This is a genomic window from Streptosporangium sp. NPDC049248 (assembly GCF_040678965.1).
Lineage (GTDB): Bacteria > Actinomycetota > Actinomycetes > Streptosporangiales > Streptosporangiaceae > Streptosporangium > Streptosporangium fukuiense.
In genome coordinates this window covers 219158-234790 of sequence record NZ_JBFAQY010000004.1, presented here as the reverse complement: position 1 = coordinate 234790, position 15633 = coordinate 219158, and the positions used below count along the sequence as shown (strand labels likewise).

14 protein-coding genes are annotated in these 15633 nt (G+C 70.0%); 6 read left to right on the top strand and 8 right to left on the bottom strand.

The annotated features are described in order from the left end of the window. Positions 1-80: 80 nt before the first annotated feature. Positions 81-2252 (bottom strand): DUF262 domain-containing protein, encoded by a 2172-nt coding sequence (locus tag AB0K21_RS10295; RefSeq protein ID WP_364149142.1) that lies wholly within the window; start codon positions 2250-2252, stop codon positions 81-83. A gap of 204 nt (positions 2253-2456) precedes the next feature. Continuing rightward, positions 2457-3155, bottom strand: coding sequence for a TetR/AcrR family transcriptional regulator (locus AB0K21_RS10290; RefSeq protein ID WP_343978503.1), 699 nt, complete (start codon positions 3153-3155; stop codon positions 2457-2459). A 113-nt stretch (positions 3156-3268) separates the two neighbouring features. On the opposite strand from AB0K21_RS10290, the gene AB0K21_RS10285 reads away from it, so the two are divergent. The 3 genes from AB0K21_RS10285 to AB0K21_RS10275 all read left to right on the top strand — a co-directional run bounded on the left by AB0K21_RS10285 (position 3269) and on the right by AB0K21_RS10275 (position 5535). After that, entirely contained in the window at positions 3269-3613 is a 345-nt protein-coding gene (locus AB0K21_RS10285) for a YrdB family protein (RefSeq protein WP_343978500.1), read from the top strand. A 13-nt stretch (positions 3614-3626) separates the two neighbouring features. Further along, positions 3627-4571: an NAD-dependent epimerase/dehydratase family protein gene (locus AB0K21_RS10280; RefSeq protein ID WP_343978497.1), complete on the top strand. Its 945-nt coding sequence runs from the start codon at positions 3627-3629 to the stop codon at positions 4569-4571. A gap of 73 nt (positions 4572-4644) precedes the next feature. After that, positions 4645-5535, top strand: a complete 891-nt coding sequence (locus tag AB0K21_RS10275) for a Gfo/Idh/MocA family oxidoreductase (protein WP_343978494.1) — start codon at positions 4645-4647, stop codon at positions 5533-5535. A gap of 25 nt (positions 5536-5560) precedes the next feature. On the opposite strand, the gene AB0K21_RS10270 is transcribed toward AB0K21_RS10275, so the two are convergent. Further along, the gene (locus AB0K21_RS10270) at positions 5561-6844 is read right to left on the bottom strand and encodes a Glu/Leu/Phe/Val dehydrogenase (RefSeq protein WP_343978491.1); all 1284 of its coding nucleotides are present in this window, start codon (positions 6842-6844) and stop codon (positions 5561-5563) included. Positions 6845-7099: 255 nt separating this feature from the next. Here AB0K21_RS10270 and AB0K21_RS10265 point away from each other — a divergent pair, with 255 nt between their 5' ends. Further along, complete coding sequence (locus AB0K21_RS10265) at positions 7100-8635, top strand: alkaline phosphatase D family protein (RefSeq protein WP_343978488.1); 1536 nt, start codon at positions 7100-7102, stop codon at positions 8633-8635. Positions 8636-8648: 13 nt separating this feature from the next. Here AB0K21_RS10265 and rocD read toward each other — a convergent pair whose 3' ends face one another. From rocD to AB0K21_RS10240, 5 genes are all read right to left on the bottom strand, one after another. Further along, complete coding sequence (gene rocD / locus AB0K21_RS10260) at positions 8649-9860, bottom strand: ornithine--oxo-acid transaminase (protein WP_364149138.1); 1212 nt, start codon at positions 9858-9860, stop codon at positions 8649-8651. Positions 9861-9903: 43 nt separating this feature from the next. Continuing rightward, positions 9904-10698 carry a dimethylargininase gene (gene ddaH / locus AB0K21_RS10255; RefSeq protein WP_343978482.1) on the bottom strand — a complete coding sequence of 265 codons (795 nt, stop codon included), beginning with the start codon at positions 10696-10698 and terminating at the stop codon, positions 9904-9906. Between the two features lie 125 nt (positions 10699-10823). Next, complete coding sequence (locus tag AB0K21_RS10250; RefSeq protein WP_030903905.1) at positions 10824-11321, bottom strand: Lrp/AsnC family transcriptional regulator; 498 nt, start codon at positions 11319-11321, stop codon at positions 10824-10826. A gap of 275 nt (positions 11322-11596) precedes the next feature. Then, positions 11597-12304 (bottom strand): DUF5941 domain-containing protein, encoded by a 708-nt coding sequence (locus AB0K21_RS10245; protein WP_364149136.1) that lies wholly within the window; start codon positions 12302-12304, stop codon positions 11597-11599. Beyond that, positions 12301-13878: a CDP-alcohol phosphatidyltransferase family protein gene (locus tag AB0K21_RS10240; RefSeq protein WP_364149134.1), complete on the bottom strand. Its 1578-nt coding sequence runs from the start codon at positions 13876-13878 to the stop codon at positions 12301-12303. The genes AB0K21_RS10245 and AB0K21_RS10240 overlap by 4 nt, the downstream gene beginning before the upstream one ends. 188 nt (positions 13879-14066) lie before the next feature. Here AB0K21_RS10240 and recO point away from each other — a divergent pair, with 188 nt between their 5' ends. Together recO and AB0K21_RS10230 are read left to right on the top strand one after the other, a co-directional pair. After that, positions 14067-14804, top strand: a complete 738-nt coding sequence (recO, locus tag AB0K21_RS10235; RefSeq protein ID WP_343978471.1) for a DNA repair protein RecO — start codon at positions 14067-14069, stop codon at positions 14802-14804. Continuing rightward, positions 14801-15580, top strand: a complete 780-nt coding sequence (locus AB0K21_RS10230; protein ID WP_364149132.1) for an isoprenyl transferase — start codon at positions 14801-14803, stop codon at positions 15578-15580. Before recO ends, AB0K21_RS10230 begins: the two co-directional genes overlap by 4 nt. Positions 15581-15633 lie beyond the last annotated feature (53 nt).

Here is a 15633-nt window from a genome sequence, read left to right as displayed (position 1 = left end):
GCACGCCGGCGCTGCCCCTGCTCTGCGGCGCTGCCGGGTAGCGCCGACGTCGGACTGCGCCTCGCCCCCTGACCGGTTCGTCACTTCCTGGAGACGAGGCCGCGGGTGATGGCCTCCTCGCGGAGGCGTTTCAGCGGGATCGCTGTGCCGTTGCGGTCGATGCGCCAGACGTCCCAGCCGGCGCACGCCTTGCTCCCCGCGGCCGCCGCCCCGGCGGCGGACAGGGAGTGGTATGCCTGGTCCGTCGCCGCCAGCCTGATCCTGCCGTCCTCCTCGATCGTGGCGTGGTGGACCTCGCCTCTGACCGTACGGAAGATCTTGGTGTTCGCCGCTATCAGTCCGTGATCGATCAGGTCGATGACCTCGACGCCGTAGTGGCGGCGGCCGGAGAGCGGCTCGGGGGGAGGCGGGAGGGGGATCACCGGGAGACGGAAACCGAGTCTGGCCGGGTTCCAGATCTCCTCGCAGAGCAGCCGGTAGAGGTGCTGGCGCTCCTCGATCTCCCGCACACCGAATTCGGGGCAGGGCCGGAACGCCTTGTCGAGCCCCGAGTCCTTGAGGTAGTGGGTGAACGGGGTGTTGCGCACGCGGCTCTTGGGATGCAGGGAGGCGGCGAGTCGGTTCTCCGCGTAGTAGTGCTCGATCTTCTTGGCGTAGGGGTCGTCACGGAAGCTCGCGTTGACCGACTTGGGCAGGAGCAACAGGGCGCCGAGGCGGTTGCGCCGGATGTAGAACTCCGCGGTGGTCTTGACGGCGTCCCGGTACCGTTCGAAGCGGTTGGCCCAGATGTGCTCGATCTCGTAGTCGCGCCGTCCCCGCAGGAAGTCGTACTCGTGCTGTCCGCCCTCGCAGGCGCGCTGGACGTGGGCGGTCATCCGGGAGAGCAGGTAGCGGACCACGCGGCGGTTGTTGGCCCGCAGCCCGAAGGAGGCCAGTTCGCGGAAGTCGTGGTCGAGCAGGGAGGTCTCCCGGCCGAGGACCGTGGCGACGTCATCGACGGTCCGGCAGATCCGCAGGACGGGAATCAACCGGTGGATGATCTCGTCGAGGTCGCGGCGCTGCACGGGAAGGTTGTTGACGCACCTGCGCACGTAGAGGAGGTCGAGGAAGGACGCGACCATCGAGGTCTTCCGGGTGAACGTCTCGTCGGAGTCGTCGGGGGAGACGACGGAGAGCAGGAGGGTGAACTGGCTGTCGATGCCGTTGTAGCCGTTGAAGTAGACGGCGGCCAGGGCGGGGCTGAACTCCCGGCAGGCGCGGAGCAGTTCGCAGTAGCGTTTCGACACGTCCGTGAGCCTCCGCACGAACTTTTCGGCCTCTGCCGGGCGGCCGAGGCCCAGCTGGACGTCGTTGCGCAGGATCCACTCGTGGACGGCCCGCCCGATCTCGACGGCGTCCTCGGAGTCCTTGTCGAGGTGCGCGTACTGCGCCAGCAGGAACGAGCGGACGTACGCGCTGGGTGTGTTGGCCTCGGGGGAATCGGTCTCGGCGGTGGTGAGCCGGGCCAGCATGTCGGCCCACTCCCTGCCCAGGCCCTCGCGTGCCTGCTCGCCGATCCGCCGGAAGAGGTGGCCCTTGAGCAGGTCCACGTGGCTCAGCCGGAGCCCCCGGTCGTTCATCGACACGAAGATCTCGCGGCCGTTCTCCTGGTCGAGGGCCCGGATGCCGACCAGGCAGACCCGGTCCAGCAGCCACCGGACGAAGGGCACCAGGGCCTCGCCGCGCAACTTCTCGGGGAACTCCCCGTCGATCTCCCTGCTCCGGTCGTGCAGGTTGCGCACCGAGACGTGCGCGTCGTCGGGCAGGGTGAACCCCTTGAGACCGTTCCAATCGGTGACCAGGGAGTTGAGCAACTGTGCGCGGGACAGTTCCTCGGAGCTGCCGACCTTGAAGCTCCGCCTGCCGTGCCGCGCCGTGTAGGTGAGCCCTTCCAGCTCGTCGACGTTGATCAACATCTCCTGGTCGAGCAGCAGTTGCCGGAGATAGATCAGTACGAGGTGGAGGGTGGTGACGCGCTGCTGGCCGTCGACGAGGAAGGTGCGGCCGTCGCTCTCGTGGTAGACGTAGGGGCCCAGGAAGTACGGGGCGTAGCGGCCGGCCTCCTCCTGGTCGTGCAGGGGGTTCCACTGGCTGAGGAAGCGCTGACTGAGGTCGTCGATCAGCGTGCTGACCTCGTGCCGGGTCCAGGTGTACTCCCGCTGGTAGTAGTCCAGTGCGAAGGAGTTCCGCTCGAAGAGGGCACGAACCGTCACGCCCTCGCCGTGAATGGGACTTTCCACCATGAAGTCGGCAGCGCCTCTCGCTGGGGGCGACTCACTCAAGAGCCGATTATTCTCATTTATCACTTTGAACCGGCGAGCGTTACCGACCGCCGCGAAGTCGTGACCTGGATCTCCGAAAGGGGCGGGCCCGAAGGGGCCTCGCGCTGTGACGGCCGCCCCTTCGGAGGCCGAGTGTCAGGCGGGTAGGCCGAGCATGGCCGCGTGGCAGCGCATGGTGTGGTCGAAGGCCGGGGTGCGGTCCATGATCGTGTTGTTGAACTGGCCGAACAACTCGAAGCTGATCCAGCCGAACAGGCCGGTCCAGGCGATCAGGCCGCGGACGATCACGTCGTCGGGAACGTCGGGCATCAGCTCGCGCACGCGTGCGGCGTCCTCGCGGAAGGACGGCGGGACGGGCGGGTGGTCGCCGGGCGGCTTCAGGGCTCCGGCCCGGTGGGCGTCGGAGACGATCCGGCCGTAGACGACGGTGTCGCGGATCGCGGCGGGGACGGTGTCCTGCGGGGCCTGGTAGCCGGGGACGGGGGAGCCGTACAGCAGGGCGTACTCGTGCGGGTGGACCAGCGCCCAGTCCCGTACGGCGTGGCAGACCGCCATCCACCTGCCCGCGTGGTCGGTGTGCGGGACGGCCGCCTCGGCGTTCTCCACGGCCTCGCCGAGGGCGTTGTAGCCGTCGATGATCAGGGCCGTGAGCAGGTCGTCCTTGGAGGGGAAGTAGCGGTAGATCGCGGAGGAGGCCATGCCCAGCTCGCGGGCGACCGCGCGCAGGGACAGGCCGCTCGCGCCGTCGACGGCCAGCTGCCGGCGGGCGACGTCGGTGATCTCGCGGGTCAGCTCGGCCCTGACCCTCTCGCGTGCGGTGCGGCTCGAACTCATGCCGCGACCATATCAGAGCACTGAAAAGAAACGAGAGCACTGCTCTTGACGAGCGGCGCTCTTTAGCGAGAGCATTGCTCTCAGAACGGAACGGCAATCTCTGAGGAGCCTCCATGATCCCCCTGGCCAGGAACGCCAACCTGCTCGTCACGTTCCTGCTGGAGCTGGGCGTGCTGGCCTCGGTCGGCTACTGGGGTTTCGTCACCGGCTCGAACTGGCCGGTGAGGCTGCTCCTCGGCCTCGGTGGCCCGGCGCTGTTCATCGTGGCCTGGGCGATCTTCGGCGCGCCCAACGGCGCGATGATCCCGCTCACCGGTCTCGCCCGCGCCGTCCTGGAGGTGCTCTGGTTCGGCGGCGGCGCCGCGGCGCTGGTCATGGCCGGCCGCGTCGTACCCGGGATCGCCTTCGCCGCCGTCTTCGTCGTCAACGCCGCGCTGCGGCTCATCTGGAACCAGTGAAGGAAGAACCATCATGGCCAAGCACGTCATCGCGGGAGCCGGTCAGGTCGGCTCCGAGGTCGCCCGGTTGCTGGCCGGGCAGGGACACGAGGTGGTCCTGGTCAGCCGTTCGGGTTCGGGGCCCGAACTGCCGGGCATCCGCAGGGTCGCCGCCGACGCGGGCGACCGCGCGGGACTGACCGCCCTGACCGAGGGCGCCGCCGTCCTCTACAACTGCGTCAATCCGCCCTACCACCGGTGGGCGCGCGACTGGCCGCCGCTCGCCGCGTCGCTGCTGGGCGCCGCCGAGGACACCGGCGCCGGATACGTCATCCTCGGCAACCTCTACGTCTACGCCGCGCCCACCAGGCCGATGCGGGAGAGTGACCCGCTGACCCCGCCCAGCGCCAAGGGCGAGGTGCGGGTCCGGATGTGGCAGGAGGCCCTGGCCGCGCACCGGGCGGGCCGGGTCAGGGTGACCGAGGTGCGCGGGTCCGACTACTTCGGCCCCGGCTGCCTGGACCAGTCGCACCTGGGGGAGAGGCTCGTCCCCAGACTGCTGGCGGGCCGGACCGTCCGCGTCATCGGTGACCCCGCGCAGCCGCACAGCTGGACGTATGTGCCCGATGTCGCGCGGGCCCTGATCGCGGCGGGCGAGGGCGACCGGGCCTGGGGCCGCGCCTGGCACGTCCCGACGAACGAGCCGATGGCGGTGCGCGAGGTCGCCACGCGGCTGTGCGCGCTCGCCGGGATCCCCGACCCGGGGGTCAAGGCCATGCCCCACTGGCTGGTACGCGCCGCCGGGACCTTCTCCCCGATGCTCGGCGAGCTGGAGGAACTGCGCTACCAGTTCGTCCGGCCCTTCGTCCTGGACTCGGATGACTTCCAGGCGGCCTTCGGCATCGCACCGACCCCGATGGACGAGGCACTGACCGCGACGATCGCATGGTGGCGCGACCGCCTGGCCGCGGCGGCGTAGCGACACGGGTCGCATGCCGTACGGCGCGGGGCGCGACGTACGCGCCGGAAAGCACGCGCCGTAGGCTCTCGGCATGAAGATCGCTGTCATCGGCCTCGGGGACATCGCGCAGAAGGCGTACCTGCCCGTCCTCGGCGCGACCCCCGGCCTCGACCTGCACCTGTGCACTCGCGACCGGGCCACACTCGACCGGCTGGGCGACGCCTACCGGGTCGAACGCCGGCTCTCCTCGGTGGACGAGGTGCTCGGCGCGGGGGTCGAGGCGGCCTTCGTGCATGTCGCGACGGAGGCGCACAGAGGGGTCGTCGAGCCGCTGCTGCGAGCCGGCGTCCACGTCTACCTGGACAAGCCGATCGCCTACACCCTCGCCGAGGCCGAGCGCCTGGTGCGGCTCGCGCGGGAGAGCGAGCGGTCGCTGCTCGTCGGTTTCAACCGCCGCAGGGCGCCGTCCTACGCCGCTCTGCGCGATCTTCCCCGCGACCTGGTGGTGATGCAGAAGCACCGTGCGCGCCTTCCGGACAACCCGCGGACCGTCGTCTACGACGATTTCATTCACGTCGTGGACACGCTCAGGTTCCTGGTGCCGGGCGAGGTCGAGCACACCGTCGTCCGCACCCGGGTCAGGGAGGGGCTGCTGGAGCACGTGACGCTGGAGCTCTCCGGGGACGGCTTCACCGCCTTCGGGATCATGAACAGGGTGGGCGGCCTGGCGGAGGAGAGCGTGGAGGTCATGGGCGGCGGGGCCAAGCGCCGGGTGGTCAACATGGCCGACGTGACCGACCACACCGGCGCCGAGACCCTGACCAGGCGGGGCGACTGGACCCCGGTCTCCCGGCAGCGGGGCATCGAGCAGGTCTGCCTGGAGTTCCTCGACGCGGTCCGCTCCGGCGGCGTCCTCGACGCCGGCGACGCCCTGGCCACCCATGCGATCTGCGAGGACATCGTCACCGCCGCGGCCCGGTAGCGTGCGACGGGACGCGACCTCGGGATCAGAGCCCGCGCGAGCGGTGCGCCTCGGCGACCCGGCCGACGCCGATCACATGGGCGGCCTGGCGCAGGGTGATCCCGCACTCGGCCGAGACCGCCGCGACCGTGTCGAACGCGTTCTCCACGAGGCCGCGGAGCCTGGCGTCCACCTCGCGAGCGCTCCAGGAGCGAGCCTGTGCCTCCTGCAGCCACTCCAGGTAGGAGACGATCACACCGCCCGCGTTGGCCAGGATGTCGGGGACCACCGTGACGCCCGCGTCGGCGAGGATCCGGTCCGCCTCGGGCGTGGTGGGGCAGCTGGCGCCCTCCACGATCAGGCCGGCTCTGATCCGGGGGGCGTTCTCCTCGGTGATCGCTCCCTCCAGAGCCGCGGGAACGAGCACGTCCACGTCGAGTTCCAGCAGGTCGTCGTGGGACAGCGGGTCCGCCTCGGGGTATCCGCGCACCCCACCGGTCTCCTTCGACCACGCCCGCAGACCGTCGACGTCCAGGCCCGAACGGTTGACCACGGCCCCGGTGCTGTCGGAGACCGCGACCACGAGAGCGCCCGCGTCGGCGAGGTGGCGCGCGGCGGGGGCGCCGACCTTGCCGAAGCCCTGGACCGCGACGGTACGGCCCCCGGGGGAGCCGCGCATCGCCCTGAGCGCGGCGAACCGCACGCCGCGTGAGGTGGCCTCCGCCCGCTCCGGCGCGCCGCCGCAGGCCGCCGATCCGCCGGTCATCACGCCGGGCACCGGGTAGCCCGCGTTCACCGAGTAGGTGTCCATGATCCAGGCCATGGTCCGCCTGTCGGTGCCGACCTCGGGGGCCGGGACGTCCCGCTCGGGGCCGACGATCGGCAGCACCTCGTTGACGTAGCGGCGGGTGACCCGCTCCAGCTCCCGGGCGCTCAGCGAGGCGGGGTCCACCGAGACGCCGCCCTGGGCGCCTCCGTACGGGATGCCGGCCAGCGCGCACTTCCACGTCATCCCCATGGCCAGCGCGGTGACCTCGTGTACGTCGGTGCGAGGGTGGAAACGGATGCCGCCCTTCGCCGGGCCACGGGTGATGTTGTGCTGCACCCGGAAACCCTGTACGACGTCCATCCGGCCGTCCTCACGGCGGACCGGGACCGACACGGTGAGCGAGCGGCGGGGAGTGGCGAGCACGGCGCGCAGGCTGTCGTCCAGGTTCAGCCGGTCGGCCGCCTGGTCGAGCTGGAAGAGCGCGGAGTCGAGGGCCTGCCGGCCTGGGCTGACGGGAGCGGTGGTGGCCGGCGTCGTCGACGGCACCGTGAGCGTCCTCAAGGGAAACCTCCGTACGGAGCACATGGTCACGATCAGAGTAGGTGTGGTTTTTTGCCTGCGGGGACGGGCAGTGTTTCGTTCTCGTGACCGCTCCGAGGCCCGGTCGCGTCACCGCGACCGGATGGTGCGTTGTTATCTGCCCGCGTCTCTGGGCAATCTGGGGGGAAGGTAAGGATCTGGTGGGCTTCCAGTAAGGATTCCTGCCGTCGTGCGGTGACTGAGGGGATGAAGGTGCCGGAACTTGTAGTCGGACCGATGCTGCGTTACGTCGACGAGACGAGCGCGTCGGTATGGCTGGAGACGAGCGAGCCGTGCGAGGTGACGGTCGAGGTCGATGGCGTGAGCTCGCAGGCCAGGACGTTCACGGTGCACGGTCACCACTACGCGATCGTTGACGTGGCGGGTGGCGGGACCTACCGGGTACGCCTGGGTGCCGAGACCGTGTGGCCGTTGCCCGGCCAGCCGCCCAGCCGCATCCGCCTGCTCGGCCCCGACGGGCCGGACCGGGTGATGTTCGGCTCCTGCCGGACCAGCGTGCCGCACGACACCCTGCACACGATCTCCCACGGGGTGGACATGCTGCGCGCGTACGGCTGCACCCTGATGGAGACGCCCGAGGATCGCTGGCCCGACCTGCTGCTGCTCCTCGGCGACCAGGTCTACGCCGACGAGCCCTCCGCCGAGATGCTGGAGTTCATCGGAAACCGCAGGGACAGCGAGCCGAAGAAGGAGATCGCCGACTTCGAGGAGTACGCCGAGCTGTACCGCCTGGCGTGGACCGACCCGGAGATCCGCTGGATCCTCTCCACGGTGCCCACCGCGATGATCTTTGACGACCACGACCTGCGCGACGATTTCAACACCTCCAGCACCTGGCGCGAGCAGATGGAGCACGTCCCGTGGTGGCGGCACCGGGTGATCTCCGGAATCGGCGCCTACTGGGTCTACCAGCACCTGGGCAACATGTCGCCGGCGGAGCGCGCCGCCGACGAGCTGCTCAGCAAGGTCTGCGCGGCCGAGGCCGACGGCGCGGAGGTCCTCGACGCCTTCGCCGACCACGCCTACGACGTACCCGCCGACAGCCGGTGGAGCTACGCCCGCGACCTCGGCGACACCCGTCTGATCATGCTCGACTCCCGCTGTTCCCGCCAGCTCACCCCCGGCGACCGGCGCATGATCGACCCGGTGGAGTGGGAGTGGCTCACCGAGCAGCTCCGCAGGGACGGCGCGAAGCGCTACGTGATCGGCTCCTCGGTGCCGTTCCTGCTCCCCGCGGGCATCCATCACATCCAGAACTGGAACGAGGCGCTGGCGCAGGGGGCCTGGGGCGCCAGGGTGGCCCGCTGGTCGGAGGCGTTGCGCCAGGGGCTGGACCTGGAGCACTGGGCGGCCTTCCGGCGCTCCTTCGAGGACCTGTCCAGGCTGCTGGCCGGGCTGGGCAGGCCGGTGATCGTACTCTCCGGAGACGTGCACTACTCCTACGTCTCGAAGGCGCGCGGACTCCCCATCTACCAGCTGGTCTGCTCGCCGATCCGCAACCCGCTGAGTCGCACACTCCGCCTGGCCAACATCGTCGCCCAGTTCGGCGTCGCCAGCCTGATCGGACGCTCCCTGTCCCGCCTGGCCAAGATCCCCAAGGCGCCCTTCAAGTGGCGGATCACCAACGGCCCGTGGTTCTCCAACGCGGTGGCGGTGCTCTCCCTGGACACCGCCCCGACGTCCGTCCGCTGGGAGACCGCCACCGGAACCGACATCTCGGAGATCGCCACGGTGGAGCTGGAGGGGATCTAAAAAGGCCGGCGGCTCACTCCGCCAGCTCGGCGAGGACGGCGCCGAGCTGGTCGATCGCCCAGACGAGGTCCTCCTCGGAGATGACGATCGGCGGGGCGAGACGGACCGTCGAGCCGTGAGTGTCCTTAGCCAGGACGCCATGGGCCATCAGCGCCTTGGAGACCTCACGCCCGCTGGCCAGGGACGGGTCGATGTCGACGCCCGCCCACAGGCCGCGGCCGCGGACGGTGACCACGCCCTGGCCGATCAGGCCGCGCAGCCTCTCGTGCATGACCTCGCCGAGCTCCCTGGCCCGCGCCTGGTACTCGCCGGTGCCGAGCATCTCGATGACCGCGTTCGCGACCGCGCAGGCGAGGGGGTTGCCGCCGAAGGTGGAGCCGTGCTGCCCCGGCCTGATCACACCGAGCACATCCTCGTTCGCGGTGATCGCCGAGACCGGTACGACGCCGCCGCCCAGGGCCTTGCCCAGCACGTAGATGTCGGGGACGACGCCCTCGTGGTCGCAGGCGAAGGTGTCGCCGGTGCGGCCCAGACCCGACTGGATCTCGTCGGCGATCATCAGGATGTTCTCCGCGGTGCACAGCTCGCGGACCTCGGTGAGGTACCCGTCCGGCGGGACCAGCACGCCGGCCTCGCCCTGGATGGGCTCCAGCAGCACCGCGACGGTGTTGGCGTCGATGACCTCGTGGATCGCCTCGACGGAGCCGTACTTCACGACCTTGAAGCCGGGGGTGTACGGGCCGAAGCCGTCGTGGGCGTCGGGGTCGGTGGAGAAGCTGACGATCGTGGTGGTGCGGCCGTGGAAGTTGTCCTCCATCACGATGATGTTGGCCTGCTCGGCGGCCACCCCCTTGACCTCGTAGCCCCACTTGCGGGCCACCTTGATCGCGGTCTCCACGGCCTCGGCGCCGGTGTTCATCGGCAGGACCATGTCCTTGCCGGTGAGGTCGCCCAGCCCGGCGGCGAAGGTGGCGAACTGGTCGTGGAAGAAGGCCCGGCTGGTCAGGGTGAGCCTGGACAGCTGCTCCTGGGCCGCTGCGATGATCTTCGGATTGCCGTGCCCGAAGTTCAGCGAGGAGTAGCCGGACAGGCAGTCCAGGAAGCGCCTGCCCTCCACGTCGACCACCCAGGCACCCTGCGCCTCGGATATCACGACGGGCAGGGGATGGTAGTTGTGAGCGCTGCGGCGCTCGCTCAGCTCGATGAAGTCGTCCGTGCTGGTCATTCGGTATCCGCCCCTCCTAGGTCCGTGGCCGTTTCGCCCGGCACTATCCCCTGATCTCCAGCGTGCAGCACTTCGGACCGCCCCCGGCCTTGCGGAGCTCCGACAGGTCCACGGGGATGACCTCGAAGCCCCGGCGCTTGAGCTCCAGTTGGAGGTCGGCGGCCTCGATGTTGATCACCACGTTGGTGCCGTCGCTGACCGCGTTGAGGCCCAGCACGGAGGCGTCGCCCTCACTCGCGATGATGGCGTCGGGGAAGAGGGCGCGGAGCACCTCCTGGCTTCCAGGAGAGAAAGCCCCTGGGAAGTATGCCACGTTATGTCCGTTCAGCGGGAAGAGGGCGGTGTCCAGGTGGTAGAACCGCGGATCCACCAGCTGCAGGGTGACCACCGGCCGGCCGAGGAACTCCTGGGCCTCCTTGTGGGCGAAGATGTCGGTGCGGAAGCCGGTGCCGGCCAGCACCAGGTGGTCGAGGGTGAGGAAGTCCCCCTCGCCCTCGTTGGTGAAGGTCGCCTCCTGGGCCCGCTCGTAGCCGTTGTCGACGAACCAATCCAGGTAGGCGGGTCCCTCGGCCGCCCGCTGCGGGTGGGTGAACCGCGCGCCGTACACGCGGCCGCCGACCACCAGCGCCCCGTTGGCGGCGAAGACCATGTCCGGCAGGCCCTCCACCGGGTCGATGAGGCTGACGCGGTGGCCGAGCTCCTGGTAGGCGCTCCTGAGCGTCTCCCACTGGCTGATCGCCACCTCGCGGTCGGCACCGGCCTCGGGGTGCATCCACGGGTTGATCGCGTACTCAACCGCGAAGTGGTCAGGCCGACACATGAGGTAGTGCCTCGTCATGAATAACCCCGTATCGAAGGTCGTGGTGAAATGCCGGCCCAGTGGCGGCGACATCAGCCTAGGAAACGGTGTTCTCGCAGGCCAAGAGCTTGCCCTTGCGTTCTGGCGCAGGTTTCTTGCGCGCTTCAGGCGATGAACGGTGATTCGTTGTGCGGGGCGATGAACGGTTCGCCGCGCGAGGTCATCAGCGGCGCCTCGATCAGCCGGGAGAGCACGATGGAGCTCTTGGTCCGCACCACGAACGGCTCCGAGGCGATGCGCTCGATCACCCTCTCCACGTGCCGCACATCGGTGGCCCTGATGTGCAGCAGCGCGTCGGCCTCGCCGGTGATGGTGCACGCCGAGACCACCTCGGGATGGCGGCCGATGGCCACTCCGATCTCCGACGGTGAGGTCTTTCCCGCGCAGAACAGCTCCACGTAGGCCTCGGTGGTCCAGCCGAGCGCCGCGGGCTCCACCCTGGCGGTGAACCCGGTGATGGCGCCGGTCTCGCGCAGCCGGTCCACCCGGCGTTTCACCGCCGACGCCGACAGGCCCACCCGCTGTCCTATCTCCGCGTAGGTGGCTCGGGCGTCCTCGACGAGCGCCCCGATGATGTCGCGATCCAGCCTGTCCAGTTCCACGCTGACCTGTATATCGCTTCGGGTCCGTCCGGGTTCACGGCGAGCGGTCCGTCCGCGCTCGCGGTCGGCGGTCCGCCCGCGCTCGCGGCGGCCGGGGGCGCCCCCGACGTCCCCCCGGCGCCCCAGGTGCCCTCGTGTCGGCACGTGGCGGCACAATGGGCGCCCCGTGGTGAATCCGTGTCGTCGTGCGCCCGGTCGTCTGTCCGGTCATGTCAACGAAATGCCGCCGGACAGACGAGCTGTCCGGCGGCATCCGCGATGGGGGAGATCTCGGGTCAGGTCTGCTCGGCCTCGCCGGTGGCCTGCTCCTGGGCCTCCTCGGGAGAGGCCTCCAGGTCGTCGCCCGCCTGGGCGAGCGCCGTCTGCTTGTCCAGGCCGACCCAGCTCGTCACGCTCTCGACGGCGAACAGCACACCGAGGTAGAGGGTGAGCGCGGCCAGCACCCAGGTCAGCACGCCCAGCGCGGCGCCGGCGCCGATCAGCAGCAGCCTGAGCTCCCAGCCCAGGCCGGCGCGGAAGACCCAGGGGGCCGGCCAGATGCTCTGCCGCGTCCGGTACACCGTGTCGTAGGTGTGGTAGCCGATCACGTAGATCAGCACGTACAGCAGCCACTTGGGCGCGTCGGCCGCCAGGCCGATCAGGATGATCGTGAGGAACTCGGTACCGCGGATCAGCGGCGGCGCCAGCCAGTCGAGCTTGCCGAGATGGTCACGAGCCGCGGTGGGCAGCACCAGGACGATCATGATCAGCACCGGGACGAGCAGGATCGGCCCGTCCACCAGCATCCCGGTCACCGCCATCGCGATGATCGCCAGCAGTGCGGCGAGCGTGGCGGGCACCGGGGGCAGCCCGGGGCCGACCTTGTCACGCAGCAGCGTCACCAGCGGGCCGTCGTCGCGGTAGGCGAGCAGCCGCGCGGTCTGGACGCGCAGCCGCTCCTCGTACGGGTCCGGAGCGGGGATGGTCTGTGGCTGGGTGATCATGCGAAAGACCTCATCAGGCGTCCGGTGAGCGAGTAGGCGGCGCCGACGCCACCCCAGATGATCAGTGTCAGGAAGGTGATCCTGGCGTCGAACAGGGCGCCGACGATCGCGATGACGGCGAAGCGCTCACCGATGGGGAACACGATCATCTTGCGGGCCCAGTGCACGGCCCGGAACCTACCGGCCCTGCCCCACATCTTCAGCAGGTTGCGGATCCCACCGGTCTTGGCCGCCCTGCGCTCCTCCAGCGCCTGGCGAAGACCGGTGTCCGCGCTGACCGACAGCGGCACCGAGGGCAGCGGCGACGGGGGCTTGCGCCGGTTCGCCGCGCCGTAGGAGAAGTCGAGCAGGTGCCTGATGGACTGCACACCGAGCGCGATCAGCGCCAGCGTCCACACGTCGCCGACACCCGAGACCGCCGCGCCGACCGCCAGACCGGCGAAGACCACGTACTCCTTGAACCGGTCGAAGGTCGCGTCCAGCCATGCCCCGAGCACGCCGAACTTGCGGGCGTACCGCGCCACCTGGCCGTCCACGCAGTCGAACACGAACGCGAAGTAGATCAGCACACCGCCCGCGACCATCCCGGCCCGCTCGCCGGTGGCGAAGCACAGCGCCGCGGCCACGCCCAGCGCGATCGAGATCAGCGTGACCTGGTTGGGGGTCAGCCCCCGCCTGGCCGCCCAGCGGGCGATGAACCGGGAGTAGGTGCTGACGAAGTAGGTGGTGAAGAAACCGTCGGCGCCCTTCACCGCGTTGTTCAGCCTGGCCCGGTCCTCGTTGAAGGTGGCCATCTCGGCCAGCGCCTCGGTGGCCTGCCCGGCGGTGGACACCCGGCGGTAGAACAGGTCCCGGCGGCCGCGGACGCCGACCGAGACGCCCTTGCGGACCAGTCCCAGGACCAGCAACTGGACCAGGTCGTCGTCGGGACCCAGCAGGTGGGCCAGGTCGGCCAGTTCGCGGGCGGCCTCGGCGAGGACGGGCGCGTGCTTGTGGTGCAGGTGCAGCGGGCCGAGCAGGACCGCGTTGGGCCTGGTCACCCCGTGGAAGGCCGAGCCCACCGAGATCACGCGGGACTTGCGGGCACGTACCCGGACGGGCAGGCCCTCCAGCGTCCGGTCGCCGATCTCCGGCAGCGCCTCCTCGATCGGGACGTCGGGGACGATAGCGTCGCCGTTCTCGTCCTCCTCCCGGGGCTCCCTGACGATCAGCGCGAGCGCTCCGCGCTTCGACTTGGTGATCTGGTAGATCAGCTCGTCGTGGATCAGCGAGTTGGCGGGCAGGATGAGCAGGTTCTCGGTGGCGTCCTCGACCGCGTCGGCCAGGGCGCGCAGATCGCCGGCCAGGTCGGAGGTCTCGACGAGCCTGCCGGGGAAACCGCGGTAGGCGGCGGCCTCGCTCGATCGGGCGATCGTCACCGGCTCGGAGTCGAGCGAGGCGAGCTGGCCGTGCAGCTTACCGATCACCGTGGGGCAGCCGGCGAGCGCGGGCAGGGTCAACGCGGCGGGCGGCGTCGCCTGGCCGGTAGCGGCATCGGGGCCGGGCGATGAGCCCAGCAGGACCACGCGGGGCATGGCACCCTTTCGTGCGGAGACGGGTGTGAGGCGGTGTAGCGGAGGATACGTTGCGTCGGAGGCCAAAGTTTAGTGAGTTTTGGGTGAACAACACGCACCAGTGATCTATCCGTGTCGTTTGATCATGGTTGCACCTCTGCCAAGTGAACCGTCCCACGCCCCCACCACACTGTCACTACACTGTGCGGGTGAGTCTGTACCGTGATGACGGCATCGTGCTGCGCACCCACAAGCTGGGCGAGGCCGATCGCATCGTCACGGTCCTGACCCGGCGGATGGGCAAGATCCGGGGGGTCGCCAAGGGCGTCCGGCGCACCACATCACGATTTGGCAGCCGGCTCGAACCGTTCACCCATGTCGATCTCCAGCTGCACACCGGCCGCACCCTCGACGTGATCACCCAGGCCGAGACCATCCAGCCGTACGGCCGGCCGCTCGTCGCGGACTATCCGCGCTACACGGCGGGAACCGCGATGCTGGAGACCGCCGACCGTCTGATCATGGGAGAGAAGGAACCGGCCCTCCGCCAGTTCCTGCTGCTGGTCGGCGGCCTGCGCACGCTCGGTTCCGGCGCCCACGAGGCCAGGCTCGTGCTGGACGCCTACTTCCTGCGCTCTCTGGCGGTCGCCGGTTACGCCCCCGCCCTGGAGGCCTGCGCCCGCTGCAAGGCGGTCTCGGTGCGGGCCTTCGCCATCGTGGCCGGCGGCGTGGTGTGCGGAGCCTGCCGTCCCGCGGGCGCGGCGGTCCCCGAGGGGGAGACCCTGGCCCTGATGGTCGCGCTGCTCAAGGGGGACTGGCCCACCGCCGACGCCTCGGGGGCCAGGCACCGGGCCGAGTGCAGCGGCCTGGTCGCCGCGTACCTCCAGTGGCACCTCGAACACGGCATACGCTCTCTTCGACACGTAGAAAGGGAGCTCGCCACGTGAACGTCCGCCCGCCCGTCCCGCACCCCTCCGGCGCAACCCCGCCCGCGATCCCGCGCGACCTCGTGCCGCGGCACGTGGCGATCGTGATGGACGGCAACGGCCGGTGGGCCAAGCAGCGTGGCCTGCCCCGTACCGAGGGGCACAAGGCGGGCGAGGCGTCGCTCTTCGACGTGATCGAGGGCGCGATCGAGCTCGGCATCCCCTACCTGTCCGCCTACGCCTTCTCCACGGAGAACTGGAAGCGATCCCCCGACGAGGTCCGCTTCCTGATGGGTTTCAACCGCGACGTGATCCGCCGCCGCAGGGATCAGCTCCACGCGATGGGCGTGCGGGTCCGCTGGGCGGGCCGCCCCGGACGGCTGTGGCGGAGCGTCATCCAGGAGTTGCGCGACGCCGAGCGGATGACCGAGGGCAACTCCACGCTGACCCTGCAGTTCTGCGTCAACTACGGCGGTCGTGCCGAGATCGTGGACGCCGCGCTGCGCCTGGCGCAGGACATCGCCGAGGGGAAGGTCAAGCCGGGCCGGGTGAAGGAGGAGACCTTCGCCCGCTACCTGGACGAGCCGCAGATCCCCGACGTCGACCTGTTCGTGCGCTCCTCCGGCGAGCAGCGCATCTCCAACTTCCTGATCTGGCAGACGGCGTACGCCGAGATGGTCTTCCTCAACCGCCTCTGGCCCGACTTCGATCGCCGTGATCTGTGGGAGGCCTGCGAGACGTACGCCAAGCGCGACAGGAGGTACGGCGGAGCCGTGCCGAACGTGGTCGCGGAATAACGCGTGCCCCGGGCGCCCTCGACGTGCCGGGAGGCGCGCCCGGCCGGACGCGG